The organism is Cupriavidus sp. HY129, from assembly GCF_059492215.1.
Genome location: NZ_CP083255.1, coordinates 387859 through 405561 on the forward strand (window position 1 = coordinate 387859; position 17703 = coordinate 405561).

Sequence of the window (17703 nt, forward strand, 5' to 3'; positions counted from 1 at the left end):
ACCAGCAAGCTGGGGCCGATGGGCTGGTTCCTGCCAGGCCCGACCAAAGGCAGGGATCGGCCAGAAGCAGTCATGGGCATGGGCGGCACAAAGCAGACAGTTGATCAACGCTGCTACGCGCAAGACGGACTTCCGGGTAACGCAACGCTTACTCGAAGCCCTTGATCGCCTCACCGCCGGCACGGACGCCGTGGGATTCCGCGGATGGGGGAACGGTTTAGGCGAGCCCGCCGGGAATCAGTTCGAGGAGGTGCGGCACGAGCTCGAAGTCCTCCTGGCCAAGACACCCTCCCAGACACGCCTCCTCACAGGTGCCGACTTCGACCCAGCGACGTTCCAGCGCATCTGGCAATCGTCAGAGGTCCAGATGCGCAGGCAAGGAATTTGGCTGGCGCCGCGTGGCCGAGGCGGTCTGGGCTGCAGCGTTTCGCAAAGCGCGTGTAATATGAAACTCGCCCCTGCAAGTGGCAACCTCACACACCCCACCATACAGAAAATGCGGCATGACGAGGCTCTCCACAGAATCAGCCGATAACGAGGCCAACTTTATTGACCTAGCGCTTCAGCGCGCCGGGTCATTTCCGACGATTCCCGGCATCGGAGGCCCTTACACCGGCTTCACCATGGTTGCGGATGGGCGCCGCTACTACTACGTCGCAGGCAAAGATGAGCAGCACAATCCACGACTCTTCGAAGTGTTCCAGGTCAATATGGCTGGCGAACTGAGCGCGGTCCCTGCCTATCTCTACCCCAAGGTCATTCTTGAGGTCTTTCCCCGCGACTTAGAGATTCTGGGACCGTCAGATTCCTGCGATACCAGCAAGATTGGTGTAACCACATGCCGTCCAGAGGCTGGCCCGAACATCGGGGCGAGACTATTCGCTGCACCTCGAACGCCCGGGACGCAACTGCAAGACTCCCCCGTCAAGAGATAGTGCAGGCACCTCATCTTCAGACAGGATCCCGCCCGCCACTAAGCTCCGGATTTCATCCGTTCCTGGATCGCTCGCTTGGCGGCTGCCCTTCTGTCGCCACGTCTGCAGGATCTGATTAATCGCACCTGCCTTGGCCCGAAGCATCAGCGCCAAGGGGAAAAGCCGCTCCATCACATCAGGCGTGGCCGCCTCACCAAGAATCTCGCCAATCTTCTCTCGCACGTCGTCTATACCAACGATCATCAGCGGTGCAGGCACTGGTACCAAGCCCGCAAATTGCTCCACGTCAACTGCCAGTCCAAGTTGCATCGAGCTGCGGCTCTTCTAAAGGAAATGTCCATGCGAACCCGGCGGGCGCGCCTAGGAAAGGTCGGCTTGCTGGCTTTGGCTCCAACATCTGACAACATCCGTATAAGGATGGGAGCGTTCGCGAGATCTCCGGATCAGTGGTAGTTTCCCGCCCTCCCGAAGCGGGAGGGGCGACGCGCAGGCGGATCGGCGCTTAATGGCTGGACGCCTGCGGCGCTTGCCAAAGTCACTGCCGGTGCCCGTCCAACATCACTTCCGGAAAATCCGCGCTATGCCAGTGTCCCGCCTGAAATGCCTGGCAGCCACCGCCGCAGTGGCTGCCGCCCCGCTACTGCTGGGCGCATGTCAGTCCCCCCCGCCATCCGTTGCGGCCATGCCGGCTGCGGTCGCGCAGGCGGACGTGTCCGACCAGCAGATCAGTGACGCCTATATCTACCTGCTGGGCCGCCTGCTGGTGCTCCGGCAGCAGCGCCTAGATTTCGCGGGTGGAATGGTGTGGAACGAGATCGCGCACCGCGAGCCAGGCCAGGTCGATTGGCCGAACCCGAATCTCGACGTAGCGTATTCCGAGGCTTGGGTCGCCACGGACGAGCATAGCTGCACCATCCTGAGTGTGCCGGCGATCCAGGGTCGGTACTACACGGTGCAGTTGCTGAACGGCTGGGGCGAAACCCTGGTCAACATTAACGAGAGGACGTTTCCGCAACAGCCGGCCGGCGACTTCGCGCTCTGCCTGCAGGGCGCGAATGTCGCGCTGGCGCCGGGTGTGAGGCGAGTGGACCTGCCTGCGCGCTACACCCGCATCCTTGCGCGAGTAGAGCTGGGCGCCGACTGGAAGGAGGCGACTGCGCTGCAACACCGCTTTACGCTGCGCGCGACCGGCACACCGCGTTTGCCCGACGTTCCGAAAATTCCCGACTTCGATCTGCAGAAGCTGCCGGGCGTTGAAGCCTTCGACAATGCGCGGGCCGTACTCGACAGCGACCCTGACATCAATCCAGGCATGGCGCATTTGCAGGCGGACGCGCTGACGCTGTCTGCCGCTATCGCCAATCCGGACGAGCGTGCGCGCGTCGACCGCGTGATTCACCAGCGTGCCTTTGCGGACTTTGCGCGCGCGGCCCGCACCATCGGCCCGGCCACCACCCGAAACGGCTGGACACGTCCCGCCGTCTCCGGCAGCTATGCCGAGGATTACCTGACGCGCACGCTGTTCAACTATGGCGGCATCTGGGTGAACACGCAGGCGGAAGCGAACTACTACCGCGGGGCCGTCGATGCAACCGGCATCCCGCTAGACAGCAGGAAGACCTATTCGCTGACCTTCCCACGCGACCGGCTGCCGGCCGGGGAAGCGCGCTATTTCTGGTCGGTGATTGCAATCGACAGCAAGAACTTCAAAGTACTGCCCAATCCGCAGCATCGCTTCCTGCTTAACAATCAGTCGCCGCTGCGCTACAACGCCGATGGCTCGCTGACCTTGTACTTCGGGCCCGTCCGGCCGGGCCAAGCGCCGGACAGCAATTGGCTGCCGACCCCCGCAGGACATCAGTACCGGCTGATGCTGCGCTTCTACGGACCCAAGGATGCCGAAGCCGCTCGCAATTACGTGCCTCCCGCGGTGATCCGCGTTTCCTGAGCCTTGTCTGCGCTGACCTTCATTGAATCTTGCACGGAGCCTCCGACGATGCCGAAACTCATCCCCTTAACAGCAGCGGCTACGCTGCTTGCCACCGTGCTGACTGCCGGCGCGCAGGGCACTCCCGCGCCTCAGTCCGCGGCGTCTGTGACAGTAACCGTGGACAACTTCACGCACGCCGAATCCGACCGCTATTTCGCGCTGACGGTAAAGCGCGGCGGCTTCGGCAAGTTCGCGCATTTCCGCGAACTGGTGCCGATCGATACGGCCACCGTCGTCCGTCCGAACCGCGATACGCTGTATTCGACGGCCGTCTTCGACCTCAATGCCGGTCCTGTCACCGTAACCATGCCTGACGCCAAAGGGCGCTTCATGTCGCTCTCCGTGCTGGACGAGGCCGCACATGTGTTAGGCGTGCACTACCAGGCCGGCAGCTACACCTTGCGCCGGCAGGATGTCGGCACGCGCTACGTCATGGTCGGCGTCAGGACGCTGATCGATCCAGGCAAGCCCGAGGACGTCAAGCAAGCGTGGGTTCTGCAGGACGCCATCGCCGTGAGCCAGCCCGGCGGGCCGGGCCGCTTTGAAGTGCCGGCCTGGGACAAGGAAAGCCAGACCAAGATCCGTACCGCACTGATCGCGCTCGGCACCACCCTTGACGATTCCAAGGGCATGTTCGGCAAGCCGGGCGAGGTGGACCCGCTGCGCAATCTGATCGGCAGCGCGATTGCGTGGGGCGGGATTCCGGAAAAGGACGCCTTCTACCAGGTGGTATGGCCCGAGCGCAACGACGGGCAAACGGCCTACCGCCTAGACTTGCCGACCGTTCCGGTGGGCGCATTCTGGTCGGTCAGCGTCTACAACGCGGCCGGCAGCTTCCAGCGCAACGAGCTGAATGCGTACTCGATCAACAGCCTGACCGCGAAGCGTGCGGCGGACGGCTCGGTGTCGATCCAGTTCGGCGGCTGCTCGAACGCGTCGATCAATTGCCTGCCGACGCCGGCGGGCTGGAATTACATGGTGCGCTATTACTTGCCGCACGCGGAAATCCTGCAGGGAACGTGGAAGCTGCCTACGCCGAGGCCTGCGCCCTGATTGCGGAGACGTTGCGTAGTTTCCCCGACCATCGAGTCGCCTCTGACTGCCGTCTTTGGCGATTGACGCTGTCCGACTGAGTGAGCGCTATCTGCCGCCACGAGTGTCCCAAGTGGGTTGTGGATTCAACCGGTCGATGCAACACACTAGACGCTGCATGAGCAGTGGAGGTGTTGCAAATGAAACAGAGGCGCCGGATCTACTACTCCGAGACCCAGAAGGCACTAATGTGGGAGCGGTGGCGGAAAGGTGACACGCTTCACCAGATCGCCCGACTGTTTGATCGGTACCATTCATCTGTGCAACGGATTCTGGCGGAGTCCGGCGGCATCCAGCCAGCACCCCGACACCGCTCCAGGCTAGCCCTGACGCTCGCCGAACGAGAGGAGATATCTCGTTCCGTCGTGGCTGGGCTGTCGATCCGCTCGATTGCATTCCGGCTCGGACGCGCCCCATCTACTATCAGTCGGGAGCTACGACGTAATGGGGGCAGTCAGGGCTATCGCGCGAATCAAGCTGATGAACTTGCCTGGGTTCGAGCGCATCGTCCGAAGACCTGTAAGCTCATCCGAAATCGTACGCTGGCTCAGGTTGTGGCAGCCAAACTAACGAAGCAGTGGTCCCCGGAGCAGATTGCAGGTTGGCTCAAGCATGTCTACGCGGTCAACAAGGACTACCAGGTGTCACACGAGACCATCTATCGTAGCCTCTACGTGCAGGCCCGCGGCGCTCTGAAGAAGGAGTTGCTTCAACATCTGAGGCGGCGCCGGATCATGCGCCACTCGCGCAACTATTCGGCCAAGACCGACGAGCGCGGAAGAATCCGCGATGCCGTTTCAATAAGCGAGCGACCTGCAAACGTTGAAGACCGCGCGATACCTGGCCACTGGGAAGGCGACCTGCTCTTCGGCAGTGCAAACAGTCAGATCGTCACCTTGGTCGAGCGTCAGACGCGCTTCCTAATGCTCCTGAAGGTCTCCGGCAAAGACACTGAGACTGTCGTCAATGCCTTGATCCGGCATGCAGGAAAACTGCCGCAGGAGCTGTACAAATCGCTGACGTGGGACCGTGGCAAGGAGTTGGCGGACCACCAGCGCTTTACCGTCTCGACCGACATCAAGGTCTACTTCTGTGACCCACAGAATCCCTGGCAACGCGGGTCCAACGAAAACACAAACGGCCTCTTGAGGCAGTACCTCCCCAAGGGGATTGATCTCTCTGTCTATTCCCAAGCAAAGCTTAATGGCATAGCCCAGCGCCTCAACGAACGTCCGCGTAAAACACTAAACTTCGATACACCCGCTGAACGATTCCATCAGACCGTTGCATCGACCGGTTGAATCCACAGTCGGCTACAGCCTGTCGTCGCCGACAGGTCGGCCGCCGACTCGATCGGGCTCTTCCCGGCCATGGTGAGACTCTCGTCCGATGCGCTGTCGAGACATTCACATGGCAACTCCACTTTGCAAGCGGTCGTTCGATCGTCGAGAAACGCCGTCCCGTCATCGGCCGACTGGACCATGCAGAGTGACGGACGACCTAACACCTACCATTTGCGCTAGGGCGCTCTCGCGAATGGGAGGTTTTCCCGAATGCAAGTGGATAGTCTAAACAAGTGCTCAGTGATGAGCGGCCTTCTGGGGCGACCGGCCGCCTCGTTTCTCCATTCGTCCTTCCCGCAACCTGCTTCCGATCAAGCATCGCGTGCAGCTCTCGCTAGCCATTCTTCTGAGCGATTGCGTAACTCGCTAGCCCTGTCAAAGCGGATGATATGACAGCACCATATCTACGCGGGTAATGAAATTCGCCGGCTCAATGAATGTTGCTAAGCTTTCTTGGAGGCTTATGATCCGCTCCCCCGCTACCATGTCCGTGTCGCGATCAGCACATCTGCGGATGCAGTGAATGGCCCAGTCAGCAAGTTGTTGATCTTGCCAAAGTTTTTGTGGGCGTCGACCGGAAACCCGCATGAGTACTGGGGGCTGCCACCCCGATAGACTGCAGCGAACGAAGGGATATTGATCGCCAATACACTAACATGGTGTTGATCGATTTGATCCTCCCGATAATGCGGCCGTCGGGATAGGCCAAGTTTTCAGGCGCAATGGTGAGCGGCATGGATGCCAATGTTGAGTCCGAGGTGGTGTACGAGGGCAACGATCGGCTGCTTCTCGGCATCATCATGGGCGTCGTGGCCTTCTGGCTGTTCGCCCAGACCACTCTCAATATTGCGCCGGACATGAGTCGCGACATCGGCTTGGATCCGAGCGTGATGAACGTCGCGGTGGCTATCACCTCGCTGTTCTCGGGCATCTTTATCGTGGTGATGGGCGGCTTGGCCGACCGTGTAGGCCGCCTGAAGGTCACTCGGATCGGTTTCTACCTGAGCATCGCCGGTTCGCTGCTGGTCGCAATAACGCCACAGGGCCCGTTGGCTGCACCAGTCATCTTATCGGGTCGGGCGCTGCAAGGTCTGTCGGCCGCGTGCATCATGCCGGCCAGTCTGGCATTGGTGAAAGCCTATTGGGATGGTGCTGGACGCCAGCGGGCCATCAGCATGTGGTCGATCGGTTCCTGGGGTGGTTCGGGCCTGTGCTCACTCTTCGGTGGCCTGATGTCGCAGAACTTTGGTTGGCGCTCGATCTTCTGGGCGGCCATCGTAGTTAGCGTACTCGGCCTGTGGATGATGCGCGGCACGCTGGAGAGCAAGGTAAGAACCACGGGCGGCTACAAGTTCGACGCGTCTGGCGTGTTGGCTTTCATGGTCGCCATGGTGGCATTGCAGGTGCTGGTGACGCAGGGCAACAAGCTGGGTTGGACCAGTGCGACGGGCCTGGGGCTACTGGCTGCAACGGTGGTGTTCGGCTTGCTGTTTTTCCACATCGAAAGCAAGGTGTCCAATGCGTTCTTCGACTTCAGCCTGTTCAAGAACGCGACCTACACCGGTGCGACGATTTCCAACTTCCTCGTCAATGGAGCAGCAGGCACGCTAATTGTGTCGCTGCAACTGGTGCAACTCGGCGGAAACATGGACCCCCAGCAGGCCGGCTTCCTGACGCTGGGCTACGCGATTGCCATCATCGCGTTCATCCGCGTGGGCGAGAAACTGCTGCAACGCCTCGGCCCGCGCAAGCCGATGGTCTGGGGCTGCCTGATCACGGGCTTGGGCATCCTGCTGGTGTCGCCTGCCAACCTGCTGCTGTCGGACTACAAGCTCCTCGCGATCGTCGGCTACACACTGTTCGGCGTCGGTCTGGCGTTCTATGCGACGCCCTCGACCGACGCGGCGCTCTCGAATCTGCCGGCTGCCCAAGTCGGGTCTGGTTCGGGCATCTACAAGATGGCCTCCTCGCTCGGCGCCGCCTTCGGCGTGGCGATTTCCGCCGCCATATTCACCGCGCTCAGTGCTAACAGCGAAAGCGTGAACTGGCTCGACGGCGTGATCACCTTCGCCGGCCGCCAGGACAACCTGGCCGTGCGCGAAGCCGCCATCGTTGCGCTGGGCTTCAACGTCCTGATGGTGGCGATGGCCACGGTCTCGATCGTGCTCACGGTGCCCAAGGGGATGAAGGTGCAAACCTGAACCTCCTGTTCAACTTCACTTCGAAACTTCTGGAGCCATCATGAATCCCCTCACTGAAGTCCTCGACCGCGCCGGTCCCGCCCTGGTGGCCGAACTCGAGGCGTTCTACAAGGACATCCACCAGCACCCGGAGTTGTCGATGCAGGAAGTTCGCACCGCGAAGATCGTCGCCGATGCCATGGAAGGTCTGGGCTACGAGGTGACGCGCAACGTCGGCGTGACTGGCGTGGTCTGCGTGATGAAGAATGGCACAGGCCCGACCGTGATGCTACGCGCCGACATGGATGCGCTACCAATGGCAGAGGACACCGGACTGCCGTATGCCAGCACTGTGACCGCGCGCGACGATGAAGGCGTAGAGGTCGGCGTCGCGCATTCATGCGGCCATGACATGCACGTAACCTGGATGATCGGAGCCGCGCGTATCCTGTCTGCAAATCGCACCACCTGGACAGGCACACTGATGATCGTGTTCCAGCCCGGTGAGGAAACGGCCGAGGGCGCATCCTCTATGGTGGGCGAATGGGGCGAAGGCCGCTTTCCGAAGCCCGACATCATCCTCGGGCAGCACGTGATGGTCGGCGCTGCCGGCACCGTTAGCTACCGTCCCGGCATTACGCTGTCTGCCGGAGATAGCCTGAAGATCAAGCTGTTCGGGCGCGGTTCGCACGGCTCTCAACCGCAAACCTCGATCGATCCGGTCATCATGGCAGCAGCGACCACGTTGCGCCTGCAGACCATTGTCTCTAGGGAAATCGCGCCGACCGAACCGGCGGTGCTCACAATCGGCTCGTTGCAGGCCGGTACCAAGGAGAACATCATCCCCGACGACGCCACCATCAAGCTGAACATGCGCACCTTCAGTGAGGACACGCGCGAATACATGCTTAATTCGATCCGCCGCATCTGTTGCGCCGAGTGTGATGCCTCCGGTGCCGAGCGTCCGCCCGAGTTCACCACGATCAACAGCTACCCGTTGACCGAGAACGATCTGGCCGCCACGCAAAAGGTGGCGCAGGCCTTCGACCACCAGTTTGGCGAGAAGGCGTCGCAGGCACCCGGTCCGGCATCGGCCAGCGAAGACTTCAGCATCTTCGGTCGCACTTGGGGCGTGCCCTATGTATTCTGGTTCGTCGGTGGTACCAACCCGGAGGTGTACGCGAAGGCCAAACAGGAGAGGACCATCAACAAAATCCCTAGCAACCACTCACCGAAGTTCGCGCCGCAGATCCATCCGACGCTCGAGACCGGCTTGGAGGCCATGCTGACGGCCGCCAGCGCGTGGTTGTGTCCCAGTGTATGAACGTCCACGAATTGGCCCTTGCCGGCCTGAATGACCACCGTCTGTTCACGTTTCTCGATCTGGCCGGCACATTTGCCTTTGCCTTCAGCGGCGCGGTCGCGGCCAGAGACCGCGGCCTCGACTGGTTCGGTGTCATCGTCATTGCCTTTGCGGTCGCTTGCGGCGGAGGCGTGCTGCGCGACCTGTGCATCGGCGCCGTGCCGCCCGCCGGACTAACCGATTGGCGCTATCTCTCCGTCGCAATGGCAGCGTCATGGGTGGTGCTCGCTGCGCGCGCGCTGGTCGTGCGCCTTGCACACCCGGTGACCTTGTTCGATTCTCTGGGACTGGGATTGTTTGCAGTGACCGGCGCGCAGAAGGCGTTGATTTTTGGCCATAACGCCGAGGTGGCAGTGATTCTCGGCGTAGTTACCGCCGTGGGTGGTGGCGTGGCGCGTGACGTGCTACTCAATCGGGTGCCGATGATTCTTCGACGCGAGGTCTATGCGTCAGCGGCTCTGGCGGGTGCCGTCATCGAGGTGTCCGGCGAGCGCCTGGGATGGGTGTCCAGTGGGCGGACCTGGGCCGCCTTGATGGCGTGCTTCGCGCTGCGTTACCTCTCCCTGCGCTACAACTGGAATCTGCCGCATTCTCGCGGGCATGATGGCAGTGGGAGCGGATCAGACAAGTGATAAGCGTATGTCGTCGTTGGCAAGCAACAACCATGGGACGGCACCGCCGATGACGGCGAACTTGCCCCGATAGCTGCCAAGAATTTGGCCCATCTCCACCAAGACCGCCTTGACGGCCTGCGTGGTGCGATCATCGTAGTCGGTCGCAGATTGCGGTTCAGTAGGTGTCATTGGGCTAGATCGAGTAGTTCGCGGCGAAGGTGCTCGGCGGCCTCCTCGCCCCGCTCCCCGGAGAGGGAGAGATCCAGGTAGGTCTGGACCGGGCTCGTACAGATCGCGCCGGGCGCCACCTCGATGGCATCGACAAACAGCCCTTCGTCTTTCGGAAGCCAGACCACCACATTTTCGCCTTTCGAGGCGGGAGCCAGGCGCAGGGCTGCCTGAAGCTGTTCCAGTCCGAGGCGGTCAGCATAGAAGTATTGTGTGCCGGTCCGTCCATAGGGCGCCAGCCAGTTCGCTGCGGAAAACGAGGCAAAGACCGCGCGCGCCGATTTTCCCTGCAAACTCAGTGCACTCCGTGCAGCGTCCTCGAAGGCTTTACCGTGCAGCGGCGTGTAGAAGCGCCGGCTTTCTCCGGCCGGGGCCGCGTAGGCGGCCTTCCACGCGTCGAGCAACGCCTCCGGTGCCGATAGCTGGAGACCCCGCTCACCAACGCGTGCCCATTCGCGGTCGAGCAGGCCTGTTCGTACATTACTGATATGGCCCAGGCTCACGCCGGTCGCATCGGCCAGTTCCGTCACACGCCAGGCCCGCGTGGGCTCGCGCAACATGGCGCGCAGCACCAAGGCCGACTTTGGCTTGAACAGGGATTTGAGTTCGCGTTGTTCTACGGCCGGCTTATCAGGCATTTCACGCTCAATGAATACCCCGCCGAACGCGATCCGGGCATTACCCGACAGATCGAGGTAGCCCACCCCGCTGTCGCGGCACATATGCCGGACGGCGGGGGACAGATAGGGCGCAATCAGGATGGGTACGGCATCGTAAGCGCCTTTCCCGACGTAGTCCCGCAGCTCCAGGAGCGCCATACGCGCGTAGCGTGGCTGCCCATTCGACTTGATTGCACACACCAACTGATAGGCTTGACCCGCGCAGCGGACGTGCGCCGTCAGGTCCAGGGCATTTTCGGACGCGGGAGTCGCATGAACGGCCCCAATCTCGATGATCGGAACTTGTTCCAAGAGCGCACGCAGCGCGGACCATGCCCGCCCGTCATCGCCATTCACTGGAATTAGACTTTTCAACATGCGTTGAAAGTAGCATATTCAATGAATATCTACCAAACAAATTTTCACAAAAATTACGCCTTTCAACACCCGCTAAAAGCCATATTTTGAGTGAAATGATGGTGGCCTGCGTGCGGCCTCCCACAGAAGTCCGATGGCGGTGCTCGCACAATGGAATATCCCAACCCGCCCAGGGAGTTCCGCCGTGCACGCTGCCACCGTCCGGCGCCAACTCGAGGCGCTGGGCCTCCCCTGTCGTGCCGCGATCGACGAAGCTGGGGTCAATGGCATTGTCGTGCTGACCGACTGGCTGCACGTCACCGTCTTCCCGGACGGCTGGATGCGTCTCGCGCAGCGCCGCGCGGATGGTGTCTTCCGGTTTGCCCCGGCCACCTGCTCGATCGAGGTGCTGGCGTGGCAGATCCGGGTGGCGTTGCGGCAGCCGCCAGCGGCGTAGCCCCTCACCGAAATGTGACTTGCCCATTTTTTGGCAGCGCCCCGCCAACCGCCTCCCACAAGGGACCGCGCCGCTTGTCCGCACCGTTGTCCCCACCGGGCGCCGACGGCGCCGCCAGCATCGCGCACTTCCACGTGGCGCTCCACGCGGGGCGCCTGATCGGCTGCGCTGCGACCGAGCCGCAGCACGCCCCGGACATCCTGCTGCGCGCCGTGGCGGTCACCCCAGACTGGCGCGACTTGGACGTCGCCACCCGTCTGGTCGCCGCCCTGCTGATCCGGGCACGTGGCGCCGACACGCGCGCCGCCTACCTGCTGTCGTCCTCGGCCCCCGCCTACTTCGCACTCTGGGGCTTCTCGCTGTTTCCGGTGGAACAGGTACCCGCCGTGGTGCGTGCCTCATCCACCTTTCAGCGGTGCTCGCGGGAGGGCGCCCTGTGCATGCGCTACGCGCTGCGATAGGCCCCCCCTCCCCCGCACCGTGCCGGCAAGCGGCATCGGTTGAGAATCGACCACGCCGATACGGGGAGTGTCAGTGTAGCCGGGGCCACAAGTCTAGGATGGCCTTGAACGCGACCGGCACGGCCCTGTGGCCGGCCAGCGAGACCACGGACTCATCCTGCGGATACCGCATCAGCCCGCTTGAGCGGAGCATGCCAAGCACCGGAGCGGAGTGACGGCCGCTCGCCGCCAAATCCGCAAAGATCCCGACCTCGATTTGGTGCAGTAGCCGCCAAGTCAGACGGCCGACGGTCCGGTGGCGCTGGATGATAGGCGGCAAGCCTTCGCGGATGGCCGCTTCGGCAGCGAACAAAGCCTGCATGAGATCTCCTCGGCTGAACGCTGTGAATTTATACAGTTCTTGCACGCGCCCCGTCTAACTCCCACCGCGATCATCCATGCGCCCTCAGGCACGCCCGCCAAGCGCGCCGCCGCTTCGCCTCACGGGGTCGTCGTGTTGCACGGCGGCGTTGCCGGTGAGGCCCTCCGCGTCTCGCGGCGCGCCCTTCCCCCCTGTTGGCGCGCCCATTTTGCCTCGGACTCGCTGACTTGGGCCGTGGGGACACCGGCCAGATCCACGCGCGCGACGCCTGCCTGCAGGCTCGCCCAGTAGCGTTGCCCCTGGCACCAGGCGCCGAGCGCCGCGCGCAGTACCGGCTCGGTCAGACCGAGTGCCGGCGCGTGCGCCTGCAGGTCGGCGAGGATGCCAACCTTCAGCGCCACCTTGGGTGCCGGGTGACGCGGAAACGCCAACGGAAAGCGCTTCTGCAGGCGGCCGATGGCCGCGCCCAGCGCTGGATCGGGTGTCGTAGCCCCCCTTGGCGCGACACCCCGAATGGCCTTGGCGTGCCCATCGGCCGATCCGAGCGTCTGCGCGGCGGCCGCAGCATGGCACGCGTCTTCGGCCCGTTCAGTGGATGGCGCCCCGGACGGGCGGGCGGTCGAAGCAATCGGGGAGGCCGCCGCGCGGCTGGCCAGCTGCGCCTTCAGCGCGGCGAGTTGTTCAAAGCCCATCGCTTGATGCTTGGTTAGCTGCGGCGTTAAGACGCGTAACGGAGAAAATCATGGCACGAACCGTAAGTGGTCGTCGTTCCCGGGGTGATCGTACTTTCCCTGCGAAAAATGGCGCTGACAGAGCGCACACCCGCCTGCAGCAAAGCATTTCGGCGCAATGGATCTCGTGCGCTCTGTGTCCTTATAAGCCATTGATAGACATGGATTTTTTAGGGAAAATCGCCAGAAAATGCACCGAAAGTACGATCACCCCGTCACGCACTCCGGCACTGTAAAAAATCTGATTCGTTGTGGCGAGGGCAGCGGCACTTCAGGGAAGTAGTCGCGTCGCGCAGCGCGCCAGTACGCGCTGAATATCTGAAATGGACGAGCCTCTCGGGTCGCCACTGCCCAAGGCTCTCGAAGAAGGTGCCCGTTGAAGGTTGAAACCGAGATTCCACGGGTCTTCAGCCCCTACTTGATCGCAGTGTCAACTTCGCGTTGCATTGCCGAGTATCTGCGATTCCAGCACACCTTGGTCGCACCAATACTTATCGCGAACGCTTCGATCACCTGCTGCTCGGGACCGCGAAGTACGATTAACTCCCCACCCGGCGTTGTGAGCGACTTGTTGATCTCTAGCAGAGACTCGTGTAGCCACCAGCGCGCTGCGGCACCGAGTGGACGAGTGTTCCGAGGCCCCGGGTCATGGACATAGACGCACGCGACAGGGTGGCCCGTGGCGATGGCATGTTCGAGCGCGGGATTGTCGGCAAGACGCTGGTCGTCACGGAACCAGACGACAATCGGCGGAAGGGACAGCGCTGAAGACGCCGGCATGCTAACTTTGGGGTGCGGTCATGCGATAGCCGTCGAAGCAGACTTTGAGCATCGCTTCAACGATTTCGTCCGGCGTCATCTTGCTGTATAGCTGCAAGTATTCAACCGCCGGGTCGCAACTGCGTGCGTAGTAGCTGAAGAGAATCACATCGGTCGGCAGCTCTGGATTCAATTCACCGGTGCGGCGCGCCTCCTCCACCAAGCCCTCAATTTGTTTGTTGAGCTTGAGCACACGTGTCACATAGCGCAGATTGCGCGTGAGCATTGTTCGCACTTGTGCGCTGGTCGACGGCAGGAAAGGTAGCCCGCCGCCCAAGCGCACGCGCAGCGCCCACTCCAGCAGCGCGCGCAACCGGCCCGTGGGGGTCAGGTCCTTCGGCTGCGACTCTAGTTGCTCGAGTGCGCCATCGACCAGGCGGACCATCACCTCCCCTACCAGGTCTTCCTTGGACTTGAAATGCTTGTAGAGGCTGGGCTTGGAGATGCCAACCTCGGCCGCCACGTCATCCATTGTCATCAGTTCGAAGCCCTTAGCCGCGAGCGTGCGCGTGGCAGCATCGAGGATAGCATCCTCGCGAAGCTTGAAAGCCTGGTCCTTGAAGCTGAGTTTGCTGAAAATACTCATTAGTAAATTTCGCTACTATGTAGTACTATTTCTTCCAAATCGGTAGCCTTATCTTAGCTCAATCTGACGAGATCAAGATGGAAATGGTGAAATGCCCGCTCAGCTTGTGCCGCCCGTTGAGCGCCAGCATCGCATTCGGCGTCAGGAACTCGCAATGAGTGTCGCACCAGGCACTTATCCGCGCGGACGGCGCATTGCAGTGGTGGGCGCGGGCATCGCCGGGCTTGCCAGCGCCTACCTGCTGGCACGCCGCCACGAAGTCACGCTGTTCGAGGCAGCAGACTATCTGGGTGGCCACACGAACACGGTCGACGTGACACTGGACGGCCAGACCTATCCGGTAGACACCGGCTTCCTGGTCTTCAACGAGCGCACCTATCCCAATCTGATCGCGCTCTTTGCCGAATTAGGGGTGCAGGCGCACGCCACGGACATGTCCTTCTCGGTGTCGCTCGATCAGGGACGGCTAGAGTGGGCAGGCACCAACCTAAACACCGTCTTCGCCCAGCGAAGCAACGCCTTCTCGCCCAGCTTTCTGGGTATGCTGCGCGACATCCTGCGCTTTAACCGCGCTGCCGAGCAGCACCTGGCGTCCAGCCTGTGCAGTGGCTCCTCGGTCGAGCAACTGTTGGTCGCCGGCAACTATGGCCAGCCGTTCCGCCAGCATTATCTGCTCCCGATGGCGGCCGCCATCTGGTCTAGCGCGCCGGCAGACATCCTGCGCTTCCCGGCTGCCACCTTCCTGCGCTTCTGCCTGAACCACGCCTTGCTGCAGGTCAACGGCCGGCCCCAATGGAAGACAGTGGCCGGCGGCGGGCGCGAGTATGTGCGACGCATCTCCGCCATGCTAGATGACGTACGTCTGAAGACGACGGTTCGGGCTGTGCGGCGTCACGCGGAGCACGTCGACGTTTGCACGGATGGGGGCATGGAGCGCTTCGATGCATTGGTGCTCGCCACTCACGCCCCCATCAGCGCCGGCTTGCTCCAGGACGCCGACGCGGCTGAGCGCGAGGTGCTTAGTGCCGTGCGCTACCAGCCCAATGTCGCCGTGCTGCACACCGACGCCTCGCTGCTACCGCGTCGGCGCCGCGCCTGGTCCGCCTGGAACTATGTTGGCGGCATAGACGTGGCGGGACAGCGGCCGGTCTGCGTCAGCTACCTGCTCAACCACCTCCAGCGCTTACCCTTTCGCCAGCCAGTGGTGGTGACACTAAATCCGATCGTGCCGCCCGCACCGGGCACCGAGCTGCGCCGCTTTGTCTACCAGCATCCACTACTCGACCTGGCCGCTGTTGCAGCGCAATCCCGGTTGCCGGCGCTACAGGGGAGACGCCGCACCTGGTTCGCCGGCGCCTGGACTGGCTACGGTTTCCACGAGGACGGTCTGCGCTCGGCGCTACGCGTGGCGGCCGATTTCGATGTTCTGCCGACATGGGGCAAACCATGAGCCGTGCATCGGCCGCAGATCCGATCGATGCGCAACTGCTGCGCGCCAACGTAATGCACGAGCGCCTTCGCCCCGTGCGCCATCGTTTCGTCTACCCGGTGTTCTGCCTGCGCCTGAACCTTGACGCCCTCCCACGCCTGCGGCGCTGGTGGTTCGGTGTCGACCGCTGGCGCCTGCTGAGCCTGCGGCGGCGCGACTATGGCCCGCGCGACGGCAGCGAGCTGGCTCCGTGGATGCGCGCCCGCTTGCGAGAGGCTGGCGTGCATGCGGACGGCGAAATCTGGTTGCAGACCTTCCCGCGCGTCTTCGGATACGCCTTCAACCCAGTCAGCTTCTGGTTGTGTCACGATCGCGCTGGCGACCTGCGCGCCCTGCTCGCAGAGGTCAACAATACCTTCGGTGAGCGTTATGCCTACCTGATGGCAGCATCGGACGGCGGCCCCATTCTTCCCGCCGCCACCCTGCACTGCCGCAAGGTGCTTCACGTCTCGCCCTTTTGCCGTGTTGAAGGCCACTACGAGTTTCGCGTACGCACTACCCCCGACACCGCCTTCGTTGGCATCACCTACCACGACGCTGACGGTCCGCTGATCCGCACAGCCATTGGCGGACGGATACTCCCCTTCGCTCGAGGCGCGGTGCTGGGGGCTCTGAGCCGCCAGCCCTGGATGGCGCTTGCGGTAGTCGTGCGCATCCACTGGCAGGCGCTACGGCTATGGCTTCGTCATGTGCCCTTTTACGGGCGTTGCCCGCCGGCGCCCAGCACGACAGCAACTCAGAGTTCTCGTGACGTCGCAGTAAAGGCAGATACGTCACCACACGGCGCGTTCAATGGACCTACCTCGACCTGAGGACTACAGCCGTGGCTGGAGCAACCAACTCTAACCAATGGCTGGTCGTCATCTGAGCCACGGCTCCATTATGCGGACAGTCTCTTCAATTTCCGCCAAGCAAGCGCTCTCGCAAAACCCCCGCTCGCGTGGAGGGAGAGAGCCAGATGTCGAAGAAGGCTCGCGCAAAGGCCGGATCGTCGATCTCCGCACTGACATTGCCGTTGATGTAGAAGCGCACCCCTCGACCTGGCAGGTAGACGCCGCAGATGGCATCACCTGGATGCGTATCGATGAAGGCCTGGGCCATGGCAGTCCGCCAGCGCCCAAGCGTGGCCTCCGGCGGCGGATCGTTGAGGCGTCGGATTTCGTCGATCGCGGTGTCGATCATGCGCGTACGAGGAATGCTGCGTCGGTAGACAATGTCCAGCGCAAAGGGGGCGTCATAGCTGAATCCGGGCCGAGCGGTCCAAAGCTGAGCGTCGTACAGGCAGAATCCCAGCAGGCAGAGCTGGCCCTGGCCCTGCAAGCGCAGCGGCGGGGGGCCATCCTCACATCGTCCCCAAGCCGTACTTAGCCACATTGCAGCCAGTCCGATGACGATCCACCGCATATCCGCCCCCTTCCTTGCCTTGCGTCGCGCGCGCCAGTACCAACCCGCCTCGCGCTCAATCCTTGTCGCCAGGCGACTGAAAGCCCTGCCGGCCTAGCTGCGCCGGGAACTGCGGGACGCGGCGGAAACGCGAGGTGTCATACCCCATCTCATCCAGTCGCTGCAGCAGCGCCCGGTAAGTGTCGTTGTCCATGTCCGGCCGGCGCGAAAATACCCAGCCCAGGCTCTTGTCCGGGTAACCGAGCAGCGTCACCTGGTAGTCGGGGTCCACGTACAGAGTGAGCTGTGCAACAGTAATTGGCCAAAACAGACGCACACGCCATTCGCCACCACCGGAGCCCGGCACCGGCGTATCGAGGAAGGTCATGCGCTTGTACGGGGCATCAAAATTGCCCGGCCGATAAACATAGTGATCGTCGATACGACCGTCGTCGCGCAGCACCCACTCGGCGTACGTGGCAACGTTGCCGCGCTCGCCGAAGTACGGGATGTTGGCGATGACGTACCACTTGCCCATGTAGCGCGGCAGGTCAACCGGGACTGTCTTCAGTGGCAGTTCTGCACGCGGATTTGGATTGGGCGGCGGCGCGCTGCAGGCTGCCATGAAAGGCAACACCATCGCGGCTACGCCCAA

18 protein-coding genes and 1 pseudogene are annotated in these 17703 nt (G+C 62.4%); 10 read left to right on the top strand and 9 right to left on the bottom strand.

The window, feature by feature from the left end:
* Window positions 1-875: 875 nt before the first annotated feature.
* Window positions 876-1244 carry a hypothetical protein gene (locus K6G35_RS18135; RefSeq protein ID WP_215242922.1) on the bottom strand — a complete coding sequence of 123 codons (369 nt, stop codon included), beginning with the start codon at window positions 1242-1244 and terminating at the stop codon, window positions 876-878.
* Between the two features lie 271 nt (window positions 1245-1515).
* On the opposite strand from K6G35_RS18135, the gene K6G35_RS18140 reads away from it, so the two are divergent.
* The 6 genes from K6G35_RS18140 to K6G35_RS18165 all read left to right on the top strand — a co-directional run bounded on the left by K6G35_RS18140 (window position 1516) and on the right by K6G35_RS18165 (window position 9535).
* A complete protein-coding gene (locus K6G35_RS18140; protein WP_215242923.1) occupies window positions 1516-2883 on the top strand; it encodes a DUF1214 domain-containing protein in 1368 nt (455 codons plus the stop codon).
* A gap of 48 nt (window positions 2884-2931) precedes the next feature.
* A complete protein-coding gene (locus K6G35_RS18145; protein WP_215242924.1) occupies window positions 2932-3978 on the top strand; it encodes a DUF1254 domain-containing protein in 1047 nt (348 codons plus the stop codon).
* 179 nt (window positions 3979-4157) lie between these two features.
* Window positions 4158-5318 carry an IS30 family transposase gene (locus tag K6G35_RS18150; RefSeq protein ID WP_215242925.1) on the top strand — a complete coding sequence of 387 codons (1161 nt, stop codon included), beginning with the start codon at window positions 4158-4160 and terminating at the stop codon, window positions 5316-5318.
* Between the two features lie 776 nt (window positions 5319-6094).
* Window positions 6095-7561: an MFS transporter gene (locus tag K6G35_RS18155; protein WP_215242926.1), complete on the top strand. Its 1467-nt coding sequence runs from the start codon at window positions 6095-6097 to the stop codon at window positions 7559-7561.
* A gap of 40 nt (window positions 7562-7601) precedes the next feature.
* A complete protein-coding gene (locus K6G35_RS18160) occupies window positions 7602-8864 on the top strand; it encodes a M20 family metallopeptidase (RefSeq protein ID WP_215242927.1) in 1263 nt (420 codons plus the stop codon).
* A 26-nt stretch (window positions 8865-8890) separates the two neighbouring features.
* Complete coding sequence (locus K6G35_RS18165) at window positions 8891-9535, top strand: trimeric intracellular cation channel family protein (RefSeq protein WP_024570072.1); 645 nt, start codon at window positions 8891-8893, stop codon at window positions 9533-9535.
* Here K6G35_RS18165 and K6G35_RS18170 read toward each other — a convergent pair.
* The gene (locus tag K6G35_RS18170) at window positions 9524-9706 is read right to left on the bottom strand and encodes a hypothetical protein (protein ID WP_215243239.1); all 183 of its coding nucleotides are present in this window, start codon (window positions 9704-9706) and stop codon (window positions 9524-9526) included. The two genes, K6G35_RS18165 and K6G35_RS18170, sit on opposite strands and share 12 nt — an antisense overlap.
* Window positions 9703-10782, bottom strand: coding sequence for a type IV toxin-antitoxin system AbiEi family antitoxin (locus K6G35_RS18175; protein ID WP_024570071.1), 1080 nt, complete (start codon window positions 10780-10782; stop codon window positions 9703-9705). Before K6G35_RS18175 ends, K6G35_RS18170 begins: the two co-directional genes overlap by 4 nt.
* 184 nt (window positions 10783-10966) lie before the next feature.
* Between K6G35_RS18175 and K6G35_RS18180 the strand changes: the two genes are divergently transcribed.
* Together K6G35_RS18180 and K6G35_RS18185 are read left to right on the top strand one after the other, a co-directional pair.
* Entirely contained in the window at window positions 10967-11218 is a 252-nt protein-coding gene (locus K6G35_RS18180; RefSeq protein WP_017512363.1) for a hypothetical protein, read from the top strand.
* A 74-nt stretch (window positions 11219-11292) separates the two neighbouring features.
* Entirely contained in the window at window positions 11293-11679 is a 387-nt protein-coding gene (locus K6G35_RS18185; protein WP_235697790.1) for a GNAT family N-acetyltransferase, read from the top strand.
* Window positions 11680-11749: 70 nt separating this feature from the next.
* On the opposite strand, the gene K6G35_RS18190 is transcribed toward K6G35_RS18185, so the two are convergent.
* From K6G35_RS18190 to K6G35_RS18205, 4 genes and pseudogenes are all read right to left on the bottom strand, one after another.
* Entirely contained in the window at window positions 11750-12040 is a 291-nt protein-coding gene (locus K6G35_RS18190) for a DUF2471 family protein (RefSeq protein WP_215242930.1), read from the bottom strand.
* 119 nt (window positions 12041-12159) lie between these two features.
* Entirely contained in the window at window positions 12160-12732 is a 573-nt protein-coding gene (locus K6G35_RS18195) for a ProQ/FinO family protein (protein ID WP_029700283.1), read from the bottom strand.
* Between the two features lie 246 nt (window positions 12733-12978).
* Window positions 12979-13458, bottom strand: a pseudogene (locus K6G35_RS18200) (deoxyribodipyrimidine photo-lyase).
* 94 nt (window positions 13459-13552) lie between these two features.
* Window positions 13553-14176, bottom strand: coding sequence for a TetR/AcrR family transcriptional regulator (locus tag K6G35_RS18205; protein ID WP_215242931.1), 624 nt, complete (start codon window positions 14174-14176; stop codon window positions 13553-13555).
* Window positions 14177-14330: 154 nt separating this feature from the next.
* On the opposite strand from K6G35_RS18205, the gene K6G35_RS18210 reads away from it, so the two are divergent.
* Window positions 14331-15626 (top strand): NAD(P)/FAD-dependent oxidoreductase, encoded by a 1296-nt coding sequence (locus K6G35_RS18210; RefSeq protein ID WP_215242932.1) that lies wholly within the window; start codon window positions 14331-14333, stop codon window positions 15624-15626.
* Window positions 15623-16477, top strand: coding sequence for a DUF1365 domain-containing protein (locus tag K6G35_RS18215; protein ID WP_235697791.1), 855 nt, complete (start codon window positions 15623-15625; stop codon window positions 16475-16477). Before K6G35_RS18210 ends, K6G35_RS18215 begins: the two co-directional genes overlap by 4 nt.
* Before the next feature lie 85 nt (window positions 16478-16562).
* On the opposite strand, the gene K6G35_RS18220 is transcribed toward K6G35_RS18215, so the two are convergent.
* Both K6G35_RS18220 and K6G35_RS18225 read right to left on the bottom strand, forming a co-directional pair.
* Window positions 16563-17069 (bottom strand): chalcone isomerase family protein, encoded by a 507-nt coding sequence (locus K6G35_RS18220; RefSeq protein WP_215242934.1) that lies wholly within the window; start codon window positions 17067-17069, stop codon window positions 16563-16565.
* Between the two features lie 55 nt (window positions 17070-17124).
* The gene (locus tag K6G35_RS18225; protein WP_328707028.1) at window positions 17125-17673 is read right to left on the bottom strand and encodes a lipocalin family protein; all 549 of its coding nucleotides are present in this window, start codon (window positions 17671-17673) and stop codon (window positions 17125-17127) included.
* Window positions 17674-17703: the final 30 nt, after the last annotated feature.